The organism is uncultured Thiohalocapsa sp., assembly GCF_913062725.1.
Lineage (GTDB): Bacteria > Pseudomonadota > Gammaproteobacteria > Chromatiales > Chromatiaceae > Thiohalocapsa.
Genome location: NZ_CAJXWY010000038.1, coordinates 26,256 through 42,595, shown reverse-complemented (window position 1 = coordinate 42,595; position 16,340 = coordinate 26,256). Strand labels below are relative to the sequence as shown.

At 70.2% G+C, this 16,340-nt stretch carries 13 protein-coding genes; 6 read left to right on the top strand and 7 right to left on the bottom strand.

The annotated features are described in order from the left end of the window. Positions 1-195 precede the first annotated feature (195 nt). Positions 196-627 carry a YajD family HNH nuclease gene (locus QZ588_RS11710; RefSeq protein WP_295542925.1) on the top strand — a complete coding sequence of 144 codons (432 nt, stop codon included), beginning with the start codon at positions 196-198 and terminating at the stop codon, positions 625-627. A 75-nt stretch (positions 628-702) separates the two neighbouring features. Then, entirely contained in the window at positions 703-2,187 is a 1,485-nt protein-coding gene (locus tag QZ588_RS11705; protein WP_295542924.1) for a carotenoid oxygenase family protein, read from the top strand. A gap of 74 nt (positions 2,188-2,261) precedes the next feature. On the opposite strand, the gene QZ588_RS11700 is transcribed toward QZ588_RS11705, so the two are convergent. The 3 genes from QZ588_RS11700 to rpsT form a co-directional block, all read right to left on the bottom strand. After that, the gene (locus QZ588_RS11700; RefSeq protein WP_295542922.1) at positions 2,262-2,882 is read right to left on the bottom strand and encodes a GNAT family N-acetyltransferase; all 621 of its coding nucleotides are present in this window, start codon (positions 2,880-2,882) and stop codon (positions 2,262-2,264) included. Positions 2,883-3,068: 186 nt separating this feature from the next. Next, positions 3,069-4,223, bottom strand: coding sequence for a hypothetical protein (locus QZ588_RS11695; protein ID WP_295542919.1), 1,155 nt, complete (start codon positions 4,221-4,223; stop codon positions 3,069-3,071). Positions 4,224-4,396: 173 nt separating this feature from the next. Next, positions 4,397-4,660 carry a 30S ribosomal protein S20 gene (rpsT, locus tag QZ588_RS11690; RefSeq protein WP_295542917.1) on the bottom strand — a complete coding sequence of 88 codons (264 nt, stop codon included), beginning with the start codon at positions 4,658-4,660 and terminating at the stop codon, positions 4,397-4,399. A 519-nt stretch (positions 4,661-5,179) separates the two neighbouring features. Here rpsT and QZ588_RS11685 point away from each other — a divergent pair. Then, positions 5,180-5,560 carry a hypothetical protein gene (locus QZ588_RS11685; RefSeq protein ID WP_295542915.1) on the top strand — a complete coding sequence of 127 codons (381 nt, stop codon included), beginning with the start codon at positions 5,180-5,182 and terminating at the stop codon, positions 5,558-5,560. Positions 5,561-5,566: 6 nt separating this feature from the next. Here the strand turns inward: QZ588_RS11685 and QZ588_RS11680 are convergent, their stop codons facing one another. From QZ588_RS11680 to rapA, 4 genes are all read right to left on the bottom strand, one after another. Then, a complete protein-coding gene (locus QZ588_RS11680; RefSeq protein WP_295542913.1) occupies positions 5,567-7,501 on the bottom strand; it encodes a propionyl-CoA synthetase in 1,935 nt (644 codons plus the stop codon). A gap of 168 nt (positions 7,502-7,669) precedes the next feature. Beyond that, a complete protein-coding gene (locus QZ588_RS11675) occupies positions 7,670-8,374 on the bottom strand; it encodes a DUF6064 family protein (protein WP_295542911.1) in 705 nt (234 codons plus the stop codon). 77 nt (positions 8,375-8,451) lie between these two features. Continuing rightward, on the bottom strand, positions 8,452-9,330 hold the full coding sequence (locus QZ588_RS11670; protein ID WP_295542927.1) for an aldo/keto reductase: 879 nt from the start codon (positions 9,328-9,330) through the stop codon (positions 8,452-8,454). Positions 9,331-9,576: 246 nt separating this feature from the next. Beyond that, the gene (gene rapA / locus QZ588_RS11665) at positions 9,577-12,390 is read right to left on the bottom strand and encodes an RNA polymerase-associated protein RapA (RefSeq protein WP_295542909.1); all 2,814 of its coding nucleotides are present in this window, start codon (positions 12,388-12,390) and stop codon (positions 9,577-9,579) included. A 483-nt stretch (positions 12,391-12,873) separates the two neighbouring features. Between rapA and QZ588_RS11660 the strand changes: the two genes are divergently transcribed. From QZ588_RS11660 to QZ588_RS11650, 3 genes are all read left to right on the top strand, one after another. After that, complete coding sequence (locus QZ588_RS11660) at positions 12,874-13,464, top strand: heme-binding protein (RefSeq protein WP_295542907.1); 591 nt, start codon at positions 12,874-12,876, stop codon at positions 13,462-13,464. Positions 13,465-13,640: 176 nt separating this feature from the next. After that, positions 13,641-14,612, top strand: a complete 972-nt coding sequence (locus QZ588_RS11655) for an alpha/beta hydrolase (protein WP_295542905.1) — start codon at positions 13,641-13,643, stop codon at positions 14,610-14,612. 278 nt (positions 14,613-14,890) lie between these two features. Further along, positions 14,891-16,321, top strand: coding sequence for an isochorismate synthase MenF (locus QZ588_RS11650; protein WP_295542903.1), 1,431 nt, complete (start codon positions 14,891-14,893; stop codon positions 16,319-16,321). The last annotated feature ends 19 nt before the right edge of the window (positions 16,322-16,340 follow it).

Genomic DNA, 16,340 nt, shown 5'->3' with positions numbered 1-16,340 from the left:
TTAAAGGATAGGAAAGAGGGGGAAAAGCGCGCGTTTTCGCGAAAAAAGCCCGAATTTTCGCCCCAAATAAACCGATTCGTATATTTTTTGGCAGTAGCACACGGATGAGACCGAATCCTGAGCCTAAGTCGGACAGGCTCCTAGACGCCGGACTTCAGGTTCAAGACCCCCAATCCTAACCCCGCGACTGCTTCCATGAGTGACGCCAATCCCCCCCGGCATGGCAAGACCGGCCGCGCCATCGACACCGCCAAGCTGGATCGCATCGTGGCCTCCGCCCGCCGCGCCAGCGACGAGCGAGCCGCCGGCTATCGCGAACAAGCGCTGAAGCTCTACCCCTGGGTATGCGGGCGCTGCGGGCGCGGCTTCGAGCGCAGTAATCTGCGCGAGCTCACGGTCCACCACAAGGACATGGACCATGACAACAACCCACCCGACGGCAGCAATTGGGAGCTGCTGTGCCTGTATTGCCATGACAACGAGCACCAGAAGTTCGAAGAGCGCATCGCCGCCATCGCGGCGGGCCGCGACCCGGACGGGCACACCGCCGGCGGCTCGACGTCGAATGCGGGCAGCACGACGCATCGCCCCTTCGGCGCCCTGGCGGATCTGCTGAACAAGGACTGAGGCAGACAGGAGCAGACGCGACCATCGTCCGACCGACTCCGGTGCATCCCGCATGCCCGCCAGATGGAAACCGCTATGCCCCAGGACCTCACCACCGCCGACATGCTGCGCGTGCTGGCGCAGGCCACCACCACGGTGACAGCCGAGCACACCGACCTGACGCTGCCCGTGGACGGCACACTGCCCGCGGCGCTGGATGGCTTGCTGCTGCGCAACGGCCCGGGCCGCTTCGAGCGCGGCGGCCGGCGCTATCGCCATCCCTTCGACGGCGACGGTCATGTTACCAAGCTGGATATCCACCGCGGCGCCGTGCGCTACAGCAACCGCTTCGTGCGCACCCGTGAGTACCAGGACGAAGCCCGCGCCGGGCGCATGCGGCATCGGGCCTTCGGCACCAACCTACCGGGCGGTATCCTGGGGAACTGCTTCCAGATGCGCTTCAAGAACGCCGCCAACACCAGTGTGCGCTGGCACGGCGGTCGCCTGCTGGCGCTCTGGGAGGGCGGACCGCCGCACCGGCTGGACCCGCACACCCTCGCCACCATCGGGCCCGAGGACTTCGACGGCCGGCTCAAGAATCCCTTCGGCGGCCTGTCCCACCGGCTGACGCCGCTGCTGCCCTTCTCGGCCCATCCGCATCTGGATGACGAGCGCGGCGATCTCTACAACTTCGGTCTCGTTTCCGGCTCGCCGAACCGGCTCATGCTCTACCGGATCGACCCGCAGGGCCGCATGCACCCGCCGCGCGAGCACGCGCTGGGGCGCTTCAGTTTCGTGCACGATTTCGCCGTCACCCGCGAATGGCTGTGCTTCCTGCTGCCGCATGCGGACTTCGACGTGCCGAAGACGGTGTTCGGCCTGAAGACCGCGGTGGGATCGCTCAAGATCGCCACCGAACGGCCCATGCAGGCGCTGCTGCTGCCGCGGGAGCCGGGCGCCCGCCGGCCGTTGGTGCTCACGGGACCGCCCGGCTTCGTCTTCCACGTCGCACAGGCCTTCGATGACGCCGCGGGCCGGGTTGTGCTGGACGTGATTCGCTACGGGCTCTACCCGGATTTCGACGCCTTCGAGGACCTGTTCCGCAGCCCGCCGAACGGCGCCATGCCACGGCTGGAACGCCTGGTGCTGGACCCGGCCGCGCAGCGCTGCGAACGCCTGAGCCTGGGCGCCGATGTGGACGCCCAGGGCTTTGAGCTGCCCATCAGTGCCCCGGCCCCCCTCGGCACGCCCCAGCGCATCCTCTACGGCGTTGGCGCGCCGCCCGGGCGCCGGGCGCCCTATCTCACGGCCATCCAGCGTCTGGACACCGACACGGGCCGGCTCACCACCCGGGACTTCGGCCTGGACCTCACCGGTGAGCCCATGCTGGTGCCCGGCGACGGCGATGATGAAGGCTGGCTGCTGTCGCTGGTGATCCGCGCCGACCAACACCGCACGGACCTGGTGGTGCTACGTGCCGCGACCCTGGACATCGAGGCCGAGGTAGCGCTGCCGCATGCGGTGCCCATTGGCTTTCATGGGTGCTGGGTACCGCGGGCGGCGCTCGCCCGCGGCGGCTGACAAGCGCCGATGCTAACGCGTCGATGCTACACCCGGCGCGCACGCCAAGGTCCGGCACCGGCGCCAACGGGCGCTCAAACCGCCTTCAGCCAAAACACCATCGGCTTCGGCGATTCCTCGGTCTCACCGAGCTCCCGCCAGCTGAATTCGGTGCGCAGCGCCGGTTGCCGGGTGTAGCCGCGGTGCGCCCAAAAGCGATCCAGCGGCTGGTAGCCGGGCGGTCGGCGCGGGTGATCCGCCGCGCGCTCCACGGCGCAGAACGTGAGCCAGTCGAAGGGGCCGAACCCGCTCGCCGGGTCTGCAGCGAGCCCACGCGCATGCGCCTCGCGCTCATCGAAGAAGCGCACGCCGATGCCGCGGCCGCGGTACTCCGGCAGGAGCACGGACTCGCCGAGATAGAACACCCGCGCCGGATCGTAACCGGCGGTGATGAAGGGCGCCCGGACTTCATCGGTCTCCTCCGTCAACGGCAGGGCGGTGGAGGCGCCGACGATGCGTCCGCCGTCGCGCACCAGCACCACGACGCCGCCGCGGGCGCGGGCGTAGGTGGCGAGGTACTTGGCCTCGTAGTCGGCGTCGCCGTCGTAGAGGTAGGGATAGTCGCGAAAGACGCGGATGCGCAGCTGCGCGAGGTCCGCGATCACGCCCTCGAGCGCTGAGCCCGAGAGGCGCGTGATGTGGAGATCGTCGGTCATCGGTCGGCTCGGATCATCGTGTGTCTGCAGCCACTGGCGGCGGTTGCGCGCCGCGCCGACGCGCTCGGTCTCGGCGCCCGCACGCGGGTCGGTGTGTGCCGTGCCGGCAGCCGAGGCCCCGGCCTTGTGGCGGCACTGCGCAACAGCGCCGTGGGGTGCCCCTGCGCTTCGCCGCCCGGGGCGGCCTCAGGCGCCGCGCGCCAGCCAGGGCCAGAGCAGTTCCACCGTCTCGGCGATACCCGTGGCGGGCACCGGCGCCACCGGGCCGGCGGCGAACAGCTCGCTCAGCGGCTCGGCGATGTGCCCCGCGGCGAGTGTCGCCGGCGGCACGCTTCGATACGGCACCTGACGCGCCAGCCAGACATCCAAGTGGGGCTCCTCCGGCCAATCGCCACGCGGCACCGAGAGCACCGGCACGCCATGGCAGGCCGCCTCGGCGAAAGTCCCGTAGCCGGGCTTGGTGATGACGGCGTCAGAGCAGGCGAGCACATCCGCCACCGCCAAACCGCCCGGGCCCGCGGTGGGGCCGATCAGCACCGCACCCAGGCGCTCGGCGAGCTGTGGCACCGGCGTCAACAGCAGCGTCTTCGGCGGCAGGGACAGATCCGCGGACGGCATGACGGAGCCGGCGCCCCCGAACTGCACCAGCACCAGCCGGGTGTCTGCAGCAACGCCGAGACGCTGGCGCAATGCGGCCGGATCCCGCGGGCGCACATCGGCGATGGGGCCAACGTCCCGGCCGTTCGGCAGCCACGACATGGGCATGGAGGGCGCGGGGCGCAGGAACAGCTCGGCACCGCCATAGGCATCGCGCATGTGCCGCACCAAAGACGCCGGCAGCTTCGCGCCCACCGGACTCTCCGCCAGAATATCGAGCCAGCTCAGGGAGCAGAGTGCGACGGCGGGTATGCCGAGCGCCCGGGCTGCGGCCAACGGCAGCCACGGGATGTCGGCGAGCACCAAATCCGGCGCCAAGCCGGCGAGCCAGGCGCGCTGGGCGGCGAGGTGCGCCGCATGATCGGCGTCGAATGCGGCATAGGTCGTGAGTCCCGCCTCCCATTCGACCTTGAGCGGCCCGTCCATGGGCAGCGCCACGTCGAGGGCGCGGTCCAGCCATGTGGTGCCCGGCGGCATGCGCTCGCGCGCGAAGCCGGGGTCCACGCTGGCGGCGAGTGTGATGCGCAAGTGCGGGTCACGACGGCGCAGACCGTGGGCGACGGCCGCCACTTGTGTCACATGGCCGTAGCCGTGGGCGGTTGCCGCAATGACCAGGTGCGCCGGACGATGGCGGGCCATGGGACGCTCGCGGTGGGCCGGCACCCGCTGCGACGAGACGGTCACGACAAGATCTTCAGCGCCTGCCCTGCAGGCGGCGTTGAGGATGCCTCGAATTGCATTGGGGTCGCGTTAGGCCCCGGCGGCTCCGCCTCGGGCGACGCAGGAGGTGCCCCGTCAGCACACACTGCCAGCGCGCCGCGTTAGGGAAAGATTCCGGGGAGGATTCCGGGGAGGACTTAGGCGAGGGCCCTGAGGTGCGCGTTGAGCCGGCTCTTGTGGCGCGCGGCCTTGTTGGCATGGATCAGGCCCTTGCCGGCGGCGCGGTCGATCACGGGCACGGCGGCCTTGTAAGCCTCTGCGGCGGCGGACTTGTCGCCGGCACGAATTGCCCTGAGAACCTTTTTCATCGCCGTGCGCAGGGTGCTGCGCTGTGCGGCATTGCGCTGGCGGTGCGTCTCCGCCTGACGTGCCCGCTTGCGGGCTTGTGCAGTGTTGGCCATTGATGCTTCCTGGGCTCAGAATGATAACGGCAGCGCCCGGCGAGCGCCTGCGGGCGCAGTCAATACGATGGCATGGAATTCATGACTAAGCCGATCAGCATGGCCTATCCGTGCGAAATTGTCAATCCAAACGCGCCTGCACCGGACCGCCTGCACCGGCGGCGGCGTCCCCGTCACCGCTGCCGCGCACGCGCCAGTCGGCGGTTGGGTATCGCGTGCGCGTCAACCCTCGCCGGGCAGGCGGGACCATCGTCTGCGGGCACCGATGCAGACCCGCCCCCACGCCCCCGCCGTGCCGGCAGCGGGCCACGCCGACCCGGTTGGCACCAACGGTTGCCGATTGTTGATCGGCGCGGGTCCAGCGGCTCCGGGGCCGGGCTCCTGCAACCGCAGGCAGCCGATTTGCCCATTGTGTTTGGCGATTGAGGCCCACACCCACTGATGCGGTGGGCGGCTCCGATCGCATGCCGGCCCGCCGGCGGCGCCCGGCGCCACAGACAAGAGACGGAAGCTGAAGACATGTCGAGAGCGATGGCCGTACTGCTGGATGAAATCGCCCAGATTGAGTTCGACCGCGGTAAGCAACTGCCGGCCTATCAAGGCGCCTATCTGGAGAAGATGGACAAGCGCATGGATATAGAGGGCATCGCCCTCGACGGCACACACGTGCCAGCCCCGACTGCGGCCCAAAAGGCCCAGTTCATCGCCGCCAACCTCGCCCATGCCATCGTCTCAGACAACGAGAGCCAAGCCGCCGCCTTCACCACCTACCTGGCCGTGCGGCTGCCGGCGCTGAAACAAGTCAAGATCCGCCGTGAAGACGAGGGCTTTGCCATCGAGCTCGACTTCGAAGAAGACTACATCAAGCAGCAGCCGGTGCAGTTCATGCCGCTCAAATGACCGCCATCAATCGCTGCCGCCGAACCCCGCCGCCGCCAGGGCTCCCTGGATCTCCTCCAGGATCAGTGGGTCGTCGATGGTGGCGGGCGGGCGATACTCGGTGCCGTCGGCGATGTGCTTCATGGTGCCCCGGAGGATCTTGCCGGAGCGGGTCTTGGGCAGCCGCGGCACCACCAGCACACGCTTGAAGGCGGCGACGGGGCCGATCTCCTCGCGGACTTTGGCCACCAGCTCGCGGCTGATGTCGGCCCCGTCGCGGTCGACGCCACTCTTCAGCACCACCAGCCCCAGGGGCAGCTCACCCTTGAGCGTATCGGCCACGCCGATGACGGCGCATTCGGCGACGTCCGGATGGCCCGCCAGCACCGCTTCCATACCCCCGGTGGAGAGCCGATGGCCGGCGACATTGATGATGTCGTCGATGCGACTCATGACGAAGAGATAGCCATCCTCGTCCAGATAGCCCGCATCCCCGCTCAGATAGTAGCCGGGCTCGGCGGACAGATATGAAGCCTGAAAGCGCGCGTCGTCGCCCCACAACGTCGGCAGGCAGCCCGGCGGCAGCGGCAGCTTGATCATGATGCGGCCGATGCCGCCGGCGGCCACGGGCAGGCCGTCGTCCCCCAGCACCTGCACGTCATAGCCGGGCACGGGCTTGGTGGGCGAGCCGGACTTGATGGGCAGCTGCTCGAGGCCCAGGCAATTGGCGGCGATGGCCCAGCCGGTCTCGGTCTGCCACCAGTGGTCCACCACCGGCACATCCAGGATCTCGCCGGCCCAGTCCAGGGTGTTGGGATCGCAGCGCTCGCCGGCGAGGAACAGCGCCCGCAAGCTCGACGTGTCGTAGCGGGCCAGGTGCTTGGCCGCCGGGTCGTCGCGCTTGATGGCGCGCAGGGCCGTGGGGGCGGTGAACAGCACCGACACCTTGTGCTGCTCAATGACCCGCCAAAAGGCCCCGGCGTCGGGCGTGCCCACGGGCTTGCCCTCGTAGAACACGGTCGTGCAGCCATACAGCAGCGGTGCGTAGACGATGTAGGAGTGGCCGACGACCCAACCCACGTCCGATGCCGACCAGAACACCTCTCCCGGCTCGACGTCATAGACGTGGCGCATGGACCAGGTCAAGGCCACCGCATGGCCGCCGTTGTCGCGCACCACGCCCTTGGGCTGGCCGGTGGTGCCGGACGTGTAGAGGATGTAGAGCGGATCGGTGGCCGCCACGGGCACGCACTCGGCGGGCGTGGCGGTGGCCATGTGCTCCGCCCAGTCCAGATCGCGACCGGGGCTGAGCGCCGCGGGCTGCTGCTCGCGCTGGAAGATGACGCAACGCTCGGGCTTGTGCCGGGCCTGGGCGATGGCGTCGTCCAGCAGCGGCTTATAGGGCACGATGCGGTTCGGCTCGATGCCGCAGGAGGCGGCGACGACGACCTTGGGCTTCGCATCGTCGATGCGCGTGGCGAGCTCCCGTGCCGAGAAGCCGCCGAAGACCACCGAGTGCACGGCGCCGATGCGGGCGCAGGCCAGCATGGCAATGGCCGCCTCCGGGACCATCGGCATGTAAACGACGACCCGGTCGCCCCGCTCGACGCCGAGCTCCAGCAGCATCCCCGCAAAGCGCGCCGTCCGCCGCTGCAAGTCGGCATAGGTGATGGTGGTCAGCGTGCCCGTCACGGGGCTGTCGTGGATGATCGCCGGTTGTTCGCCCCGGCCCGCAGCCACATGCCTGTCCACGGCGTTGTAGCAGGTGTTCAGCTCCGCCCCGGCGAACCAACGATAGAACGGCGGATGGCTGTCATCGAGCACGCGCGCCCAGGGCCGATGCCAGTCCACCGCCGCCGCCGCCTCGCCCCAGAAGCCTTCCGGCTCGGCCAGCGAGCGCGTATGCGCCGCCTGCCAAGCGCCCGCATGCGGGACCGCGCGATCGCCTGCATTCCCCCTCATGATCTCTCCCCTAGCAGTGGTGATCGTTGTATGGCTGCGCCCGGGTGAAGGCGCCGCCGATTATTGGCTGAAACTTAACGCAGCGGCCCGGCGGCGACAAATTTTTATCGTCGGTGAGTGCGTGCACACCGCACCAGACCGCCACCACGGCCCGCGAGCGGCACGCACTCAACCACCAATGCGCCGGGATCGAGCCCCCGCGGCGACGGCGGTGGCTGCGCACCCGTGACGCCATCGCGTCCAGAGCGCAACCGCCGCGGCCAGCAGCGGCAGGCACCACAGCGGGCTCTGCAACACCTGCAGCAGCACCGCGGCCAGGGCACACCACAGCACCGGCAACGCCAGCAGGAGCCAGGCGCTGCGCCCCGGCATATGCGCGAGCACGCCGAGTGTTCCCACGGCGGTGGCATCAGGCGCACTGCCGAACCAGCCGACGGCGAGCCAATCGCGTCCCGCGGCCCAGGCCAGCGCGGGCCACACCACCACCGCCGCGACGAGCAGCCACCAGCCGGGCATCCGCCACGACGCCACGGCGACCGGGGCGGACAGCGGCAGCAGGGCGGCGGCGAGCACCAGCAACAGGCCCTGCGCCGCAAAGCCCCAGGCCAGCCAGGGGGCCGCCCACAACAGCGTACCCAATGCCTGGTACAGAAAGGCCCAGGCGATCCACAGCCAACACCCGCCAAGCAGCACCAATGCCAGGCGCAGCCGCCGCGACCCCCCGACCCGGGTGAGCCACAGCACCGCCAGGGCGACGCCTATGCCGGCGGGCAGCGCCGGCAGATGCTGGCGATTGTAGGCGGCGAGCAACGCCAGCCAGGTCTCCCGGGAGAAGGGCACCAGATCGGCGGGAGCATAGCTGAGCCAGTCCATGGATGGTCGTCGCTCGCCGGTCAAGAGGGCCTTCGGGCAGGGAGAAGCCGATGGGCTTTAGCAGTGCCGCAAGGCCTTCAGAGCTTTGCGAAGTCCGCCGCCATGCGCCGGCGTAAAGCCGCGTCCGGCAGCGGTCCACGGGCGGCGGCCATGTTCTCAAGCATGTGATCGGCGCGGCTGGTGGCCGGAATGGCGCAGGTGACCGCGGGGTGGGAGACGATGAAGGTCAGCAGTGCCTGCGGCCAGGTCTCGCAACCGATCTCCTTGGCCCAGCCCGGCAGCGGCTTGCCGGCGGCGCGCTCCGGCAGCGCACCACGGCGATAGGGTCGGTTGGCGATGACGGCGATACCGCGCTCGCGTGCCAGCGGCAGCAGGCGCGTCTCCGCCGCGCGGTCGGCGATGTTGTAAGTGAGCTGGACAAAGTCGATGGGCTCGTGCGCCATCACCCGCTCGAGCAACCGATGACGGCGGCCGTGGGAGGTGGTCACGCCGATATAGCGCACCTGGCCCGCGGCGCGCATGGCCTTGAGGGTTTCCAGATGCGCCTCCCAGGCCAGCAGATTGTGCACCTGCAGTAAATCGAAGCGCGGCAGTTGCCACAGCCGCCGGGATTGCGCGATGTCGGCGGGCCCGGCATCACCGTCGCCGGTCCACACCTTGGTGGCCGCGAACAGCCCCCGCTGCGTCGCATCCGCCGGCAGGGTCGCGCCGAGCACCGCCTCGGCGGAGCCATACATGGGGGAGGCGTCGATCATGCCGCCGCCGGCGCCGAAGAAGGCGGCGAGCACATCCCGGCGGGCGGCGAGCGCCGCCGCATCATCGCCGACGTTGAAGGTGATCCAGGTACCCATGCCGATGGCGGGCAGCGGCTCGCCGGAGGACGGAATGGGCTTGGTCAGCGGCCCGCGAGCCGACGCACCGGCAACGGCCGGCGCGGCGGCCACGACACCGGGCATGACACGCCCGGCGAGCAGGCCGCCGGCCGCGTGCAGCAGCCGGCGGCGGTTGGGATCGAAGCCTGGCATGCGTGGACTCCGCGGGGGCTGGGACATGTGCGTTTCGACAGGTGTGCACCGGCCCCTGTTCCGCAATGGCGCGGCTGAACCGGGTCCATGTCAGGATTCACCGCCGCCCGATGCGATCAGCGCGCGACGGCGCCCGCGCCTGCGTCCTGTGTGCACGCCCGCGGCGCTGCTGGCGCATCATCCGTGGGCCACGAGCCGCAGCGCATCCAGTCGCAGATGGGCCCGGGAGAGCACTTGCGCGAGCCGCTCCCGGCGCAGCTGCAGTTGTCCGATCTCCTCGTCCCGGATGCTGGCGTTGACCTTGGCGAGCGCCGTCAGGCGCTCGATCTCCGCGTCCAGCAGCCGCTGCATGCGCGCCACCGCCGCCTGGCGCATCGCGTCGACGGCGGTCTCGGCGCGCGCTTCGCCGGCCGCGAGCATGCGCTCCAGCGATTGCGTCTTGGCGGCGAGCAGCGCCGAGGCGAGCTTACGATTACCCGTGAGGCACTTACCGCTCAGGGTCTCGGTGGCGATGGCCGCGGCATGGTCGCGGCCGCGCTCGTCCAGCAGCAGCCGCAGTCCCAGCCGCGGCAGAAAGCGCTGCACCTGTAGCGTCGGCGGCGCCGGGCACTCGGCCACATAGAGCATCTCGAGCAACAGCGTGCCGGCGCTAAAGCCCGGCGTGCGGGTCAGGATCACCGCCGCGCTGCCGAGATCCGAGCCCGTGAGCTGGTCCATGGCCGCCAGCGTCAGCGGGTGCTCCCAGGTCATGAAGGCGCGATCCTCATGTGCCAGCGCATGGTTGCGGTCGAACGTGACGGTGAGACCGTCCTCCGGCAATCCCGGGAAATGCTCCTGGAGCATGTGCCGGCCCGGGTGCAGCACCAGGGCGCCACCGGCACCGGGCTCCTGGTCGACGCCGAAGGCATCCCAGAAGGCGTTCAAATACTCGAACAGGGCGGGGTCGCGATCCACGTCCTCCAGGCGCTGCACCAGTTCCGCGGAGACCTCGGGCCGATGGGAACCGAGCTCCAGCAGCCGGTCGCGGCCGGCGGCGAGGGAGGCGTTGAGCGCCTCGCGCAGCGACGCCGCCTCCTGCACCAGGGCGTTGACGTCCGCGCCCGCCGGGTCCTTGTTTGCGGCCAGGGCCTCCCGCAGGCGCCCACCCAGGCGCTCGTACACCGCCGAGGCGGCGGGGCAGTGCTGTGCAAAGGCATCCAGCCCCTCGGCGTACCAGCGGTACAGGGTCTCCATGCCAGTGCCGGCGAGATAGGGCACGTGGATCTCCACGGCGCTGCTCTGGCCGATCCGATCGAGTCGACCGATGCGCTGCTCCAGCAGCTCCGGGTCCAGCGGCAGATCGAAGAGCACCAAGTGATGCGCAAACTGGAAGTTGCGCCCTTCGCTGCCGATCTCCGAGCACAGCAGCAGCCGTGTGCCCTCCTCGGGATCGGCGAAGTAGGCCGCCGCGCGATCGCGCTCGACGATCTCCATGCCCTCGTGAAAAACCGCGGCATGCACGCCGTGGCGCTCGTGCAGGTGCGCGCGCAGGGCCAGCACCGTCTGCGCCCGGGCGGCGATGAGCAGTACCTTGGCGGGGTGCACGCCCTGCAGCAGGTCCAGCAGCCAGGGCACGCGTGGGTCTTGCGCCGGCCAGGCGGGACCGGCACCGACTTCGGGGTGGATCGGCTCTGCCTGGTCATGCTCGCCCCGCGGGCCGCCATCACCCACCGCCGGGGTCAGCGGGCTGGCATGCGGGCGCCGTCCCGGAAACCCCGGCACCGCCGCACGGGTGTTGCGAAACAGCAGCCGCGAGGTGCCGTGGCGGTCCAGCAGGCGCTCGACGACGGTTTCCGTCTCCAGCTCGTTGGTATCACCGAGCAGTGCTGTCAGCCGCGCCTGCTGCTCGACATCCAGGGCTGCGCCGGCGAGCAGCCGGGCGGCGATGGCGGCGATGGCGGCGTAGTCGTCTTCCTCGGCGAGAAAGGCCTGGTAATCCGAGAAGCGCTCGGGGTCGAGCAATCGCAGGCGGCCAAAATGGCCCATGCGCCCGAGCTGCTCGGGCGTCGCCGTCAGCAGCAGCACCGCCGGCGTCTGGTCCGCCAGGGCCTCGACGATGTCGTAGTCGAGCCCGCTGTCCTCGGGCGTCCAGGCCAGGTGATGGGCCTCATCGACGATGAGCAGGTCCCAGTCGGCGCCGAGCACCGCGGCGGCATGTGCCGGCGTCGCCGTGAGCAGATCCAGAGAGCAGAGCACGCGCTGCTCGCTTTCGAAGGCATTGGCGTCACCGCGGGCCTCCAGACGCTCACGGTCGAACAGCGCAAAGTGCAGATTGAACCGCCGCAGCAGCTCCACCAGCCATTGGTGCAGCAGCGGTTCCGGCACCAGCACCAGCACGCGCCTGGCACGACCGTCGAGCAACATCCGATGCAGGACGAGTCCGGCCTCGATGGTCTTGCCAAGGCCCACCTCATCCGCCAGCAGGACCCGCGGGGCAAAGCGCTCCGCCACCTCGGCGGCGATATAGAGCTGGTGCGGGATGGGCGCGATGCGCGCCCCCACCAGGCCACGCACCGGCTCCGCCGGCCAGCCACCGCGGTGGCGCCAGGTGCGTTGGCGCAACCGAAACCAGGTGTCGCGGTCCAAGCGTCCCGCGAGGAGCTTCTGCTGCGGACGGTTCAAATGCAGATCCGCCGCCAACAGCTGCTCCGGCACCTTGTGCACAGTGCCATCCACATCCTCCCCGCTGTAGACCAACAGGTTGGACTGCTCGTCCACGGCGACGATGGTGACCTCGAGCCCATCGATGTCGCGGATCAAATCGCCGACGCCGAACACCGCCCGCCACAGGGGCGCAGTGCGGCGGGCGTAGATGCGCTGCTCGCCGGTGGCGGGGAAGCGCATGGTGACGGTGCGCTCGTCACTGGCCTCGACGATGCCCAGGCCAAGCTCGGCCTGGGTCTCGGACAGCCAACGCTGGCCGGGTCTGAACTCGGGGGGGGCTTCGGGCATGAGGACTCGTGGTTGTGTTGTCGGCGGGCTCGGATGGCGCCGCAGCGGCTGCGCATCAATGGCTGGCGCCGGCCGCGTAAACGCCCCCGGGCGGGCGGCGGCGGTATCGGCGCTCGGCGGCCACGGTGCGCAGATGCAGGGCGTCAGACGGCGGCTCGGCGTTCCTGTGACGGCGGCGGGCTGCCCGACGCCGACTTGCGACGCTCTCTGCATGATAGCGGCCCAAGCCCGCTTCTGCCCGGCGCGTCCAGGAGCACAGCGCTCGGCGCAGGCGCACAAGCATTGCTCCGGGGGCCATGGCGCCCGCCGCGACCGGGCCGACATGGCAGCCCGGGCATGGCCGCCGGGGCGAAGACCCGTCGAGCCCGGCTCGGCCCCAAGACGGCGGCCGGTGCTGGCTTGACTTCCGACAAAGCCCGCCAGCGTCGCCGATGTTTCAATGATGAGCCATCCGCAGCCCAAGCGCTAATCCCAGGCCACGTCATGCCGCTGTTCAAGCTCAAGTATTGGATCCTCATCGGCATGCTGCTGCCGTTGGCGCTGATCGTGCTGGCGCTGGTACGGCCGAATGGCCCGGACTATCAGGTCGTGGAGCGCGGGGACGGCTTCGAGCTGCGCGCTTATGGGCCGCTGCGGGTGGCCGAAACCCGGGTGGAAGGGGACTTCGCCGTGGTCGATGAGCGCGCCTATCCGCATCTGCTGGGCTACATCCGCGGCGAGAACGGCGGCGCCCGCAAGATGCCCATCCTGGCGCCGGCGCTGGCACAGCGCACCGGCGAGCATGCCTGGCTCGTGCAGTTTGTGATGGCCCAGGAATATCCACTGTCGATGCTGCCCCAACCGACCCATCCGGCGGTAACCGTCCGCGAGTTGCCGCAGCGCCTGCTGGCGGTGCGCCGCTCCGGCGGCGACTGGGACCCGGCGCGCTGGAGGCAGGATGCCGAGGGGCTCATGGACGCCGTCGTGCAGGCGGGCCTTGCGCCCATCGGTGAGCCCATCTTTGCGCGCTACAATGCGGCATTCGTGCCCGGCGTCCTGCGCCGCAACGAAGTCATGCTCCCGGTCGAGCGCTGAGCGCCCACCAGCGCCGCCGCGGCCCCCCAACAGTTGCAACCCAGCACTTGCAACCCAGCACTTGCAACCCGGCAATTTGCAACCCAACAACTCGCAATCCGGCAATTTGCAACCCAACAACTCGCAATCCGGCAACCGCAACGAGGCGAGTCCATCGCCGGCAACAGGAGCGCCCGATGTCCATGCAAGCACCCGCGATCCCGAGTGGCACAGATCCCACGCCCGCGCGCTCAGCCCCCGGCGCCGGGCGACACCACAGCGAGCAGGTGTCGCTGCCACCGGCGGTGGACGCCCCGCGCGAGGTCTACGCCACGCCCGCGCTGAAAGAGATCAGCTGGTACGCCGACGGCCCCGAGGGCACGCGCCCGCTGGTGCTGCTGCACAGCATCAACGCCGCCCCCAGCGTGTTCGAGATGAAGCCCCTGTTCGAGCACTACCGGGCCGAACGGCGGGTCTTCGCACCGGACCTGCCGGGCTTCGGCTTCTCCGACCGCAGCGACCGCCCCTACTCGCCGGCGCTCTATGCCGAGGCCATCACCGCCTTTCTCACCGATGTGGTGAAGGCGCCGGCGGACGTCGTCGCCTTCTCCCTCAGCGCCGAGCTCGCCGCCCGCGCCTGCCTGGCGGCGCCTGATCGCTTCGCGACCCTCGCACTGCTCTCCCCCACCGGCTTCAGCAACCGGCGCCTGCCCTCGGGCGATGTCGGCAAGGCGCTGCATCGCGTATTCACCCTGCCGGGTCTCGGTCCGGGACTCTACAGCCTGCTCACCAGGCGCGGCGGGATTCGTTTCTTCCTGCGCCAGAGCTTTGTCGGCGAGCCGCCGGACGAGCTCATCGACTATGCCTATGCGACCTCACATCAGCCGGGCGCCATGCACGCGCCCTATCGATTCCTCTCCGGGCAGCTCTTCACCCGCAATGCCGTGGACACGCTGTACGCCAAGCTGGCGCTGCCGGTGCTGGTGGTCTACGACAAGGACGCCAATGTCACGTTCGACCGGCTCCCCGAGCTGCTGGAGTCGCACGCCAACTGGCGTGCCACCAAGGTGGAGCCCACCCTCGGGGTCCCGCAATGGGAGCGCCCGACCCGCACCATCGCCGCACTGAACGAGTTTTGGCGCAGCGCCGGGTCTGGCACCGCAGCGTAAGGGCGCTGACGCCACGGCCGCCGCCGGCTCGCTGCGTATGCCGCACATTGCGCACAACGGCGGCGCCCCAGGACAGATCCACAGCGCCGCCCGGAGCCCGCGGCGGCGCACCCATCGGATGATTCCGACAGCACACAAGGGCTATGATCGCCGCCATCGCCAACCATGGGCGCCGCATCAAATGCCGCGTCAGGTCGCGCCGTCCGTCCGCCGCCAAAGCGCGCAGACAAGCGCGTCGAGCCAACCCGCCGTCGTCGCCAGCGTCGTTGTCACCCAAGATGTCCGTCCCGTCGCCCGCCATGGACATGCTCGCCCCCCGCGCCATTCAGCAGCACCTGGAGGCGCGCCTGGCCGAGGTGCTGGCGGGACTGGCGCTGAGCCACGGCGACGGCCTGCAATCGGTGTTGCTGGCGCTGCCCCGCGCGCCGGCGACGGCACCGCAGCTGGCGGGGTGTCAGTTCCAGTTCCGCCATGCCCAGCGTGGCGAGCTCTACGCCGGCTACGGCGAGGCGGCGGCCTGGCAGACGGCGGGGTCCGGGCGCCTCAGCACCCTGTCCTCGGCACTGCCCAACGCAGACTGGCGACGGGCGGATGCGGATGCCACAGGCTTCGATGCCTTCGCGATGCTCGGCTTCGCCGCCACCGATACGCCGGCGCCGCCCGCCGCGGCGGCACCCACCGCCGGGGCAGCCGATGCGCTGCCCAACGCCCTGCTCTGGGTTCCCGAGATCGGCCTGATCTGTCACGACCACGCGGCGGCACTGGTGTTCTCCACGCCCCTCCCGGCAGCGCCGGCGCGGGTGCTGGCACGCTGGCGACGCCTGCTGCGGGTGCTGATTCCCGCCCTCTACGAGCCCTCCCCGGGGCCGCGCCCCACCGCGCGGCTGCGGCGTACTCGTGAAGAACCGGACGCCGCGGGCTGGAACTCCCTGGTGCGTGACACGCTGGCGCAGATCGCCACCGGTCCCATGGCCAAGGCGGTGCTCTCGCGCCGGCTCATGGTCCGGGGCCCGCGCGAGTTCGATATGGCACGGCTGCTGAATGCCCTCGGCTGCCTCTTCCCGTCCTGTCAGACGGTGAGCCTGCGCCGGCGGGGCCGGAGCTTCGTCGCCGCAACGCCGGAGCGGCTGCTCGGCCTCAGCGGCGATCAGTTGCAGGTGGACGCCATCGCCGGCACCGCCAGCCGCGGCGAGTCCCTGGCCGAGGACGCCCGCCTGCGCGCCGGCCTGCTCGGCTGCGACAAGAATCGTCGCGAGCATCGCTTCGTCATCGACGCCGTGCGCGCCGCACTGGCCGACTGCTGCGACGACTTCCGGGTGCCGGCGACGCCGCGGGTGCTGGCGCTCAGCAATGCACAGCATCTGTGGAGCCCTATCGAGGCACGGTCGCGGCCGGGATGCAGCCTGTTCGAGCTCGCCGCACGGCTGCATCCCACACCCGCCACCAACGGCCAGCCGCGGGCGGCAGCCCGGGCCTGGCTGCGCAGGGCGGAGCCCTTCCTGCGCGGCTGGTATACCGGGGCCGCGGGCATCCTGCGCCCGACGGGCGACGGCGAGCTGTGGGTGCTGCTGCGCTGCGCCGAAGTCAGCGGCGCCGAGGCGGAGCTCTTCGCCGGCGCCGGCATCGTCGCCGGCTCGGACCCCGCCGCCGAGTGGCGCGAGACCGAGGCCAAGCTCGCCGCCATGCTCTCGGCGCTGCGCTACGCCTGAGGCCGCCGCAACCGCCCAC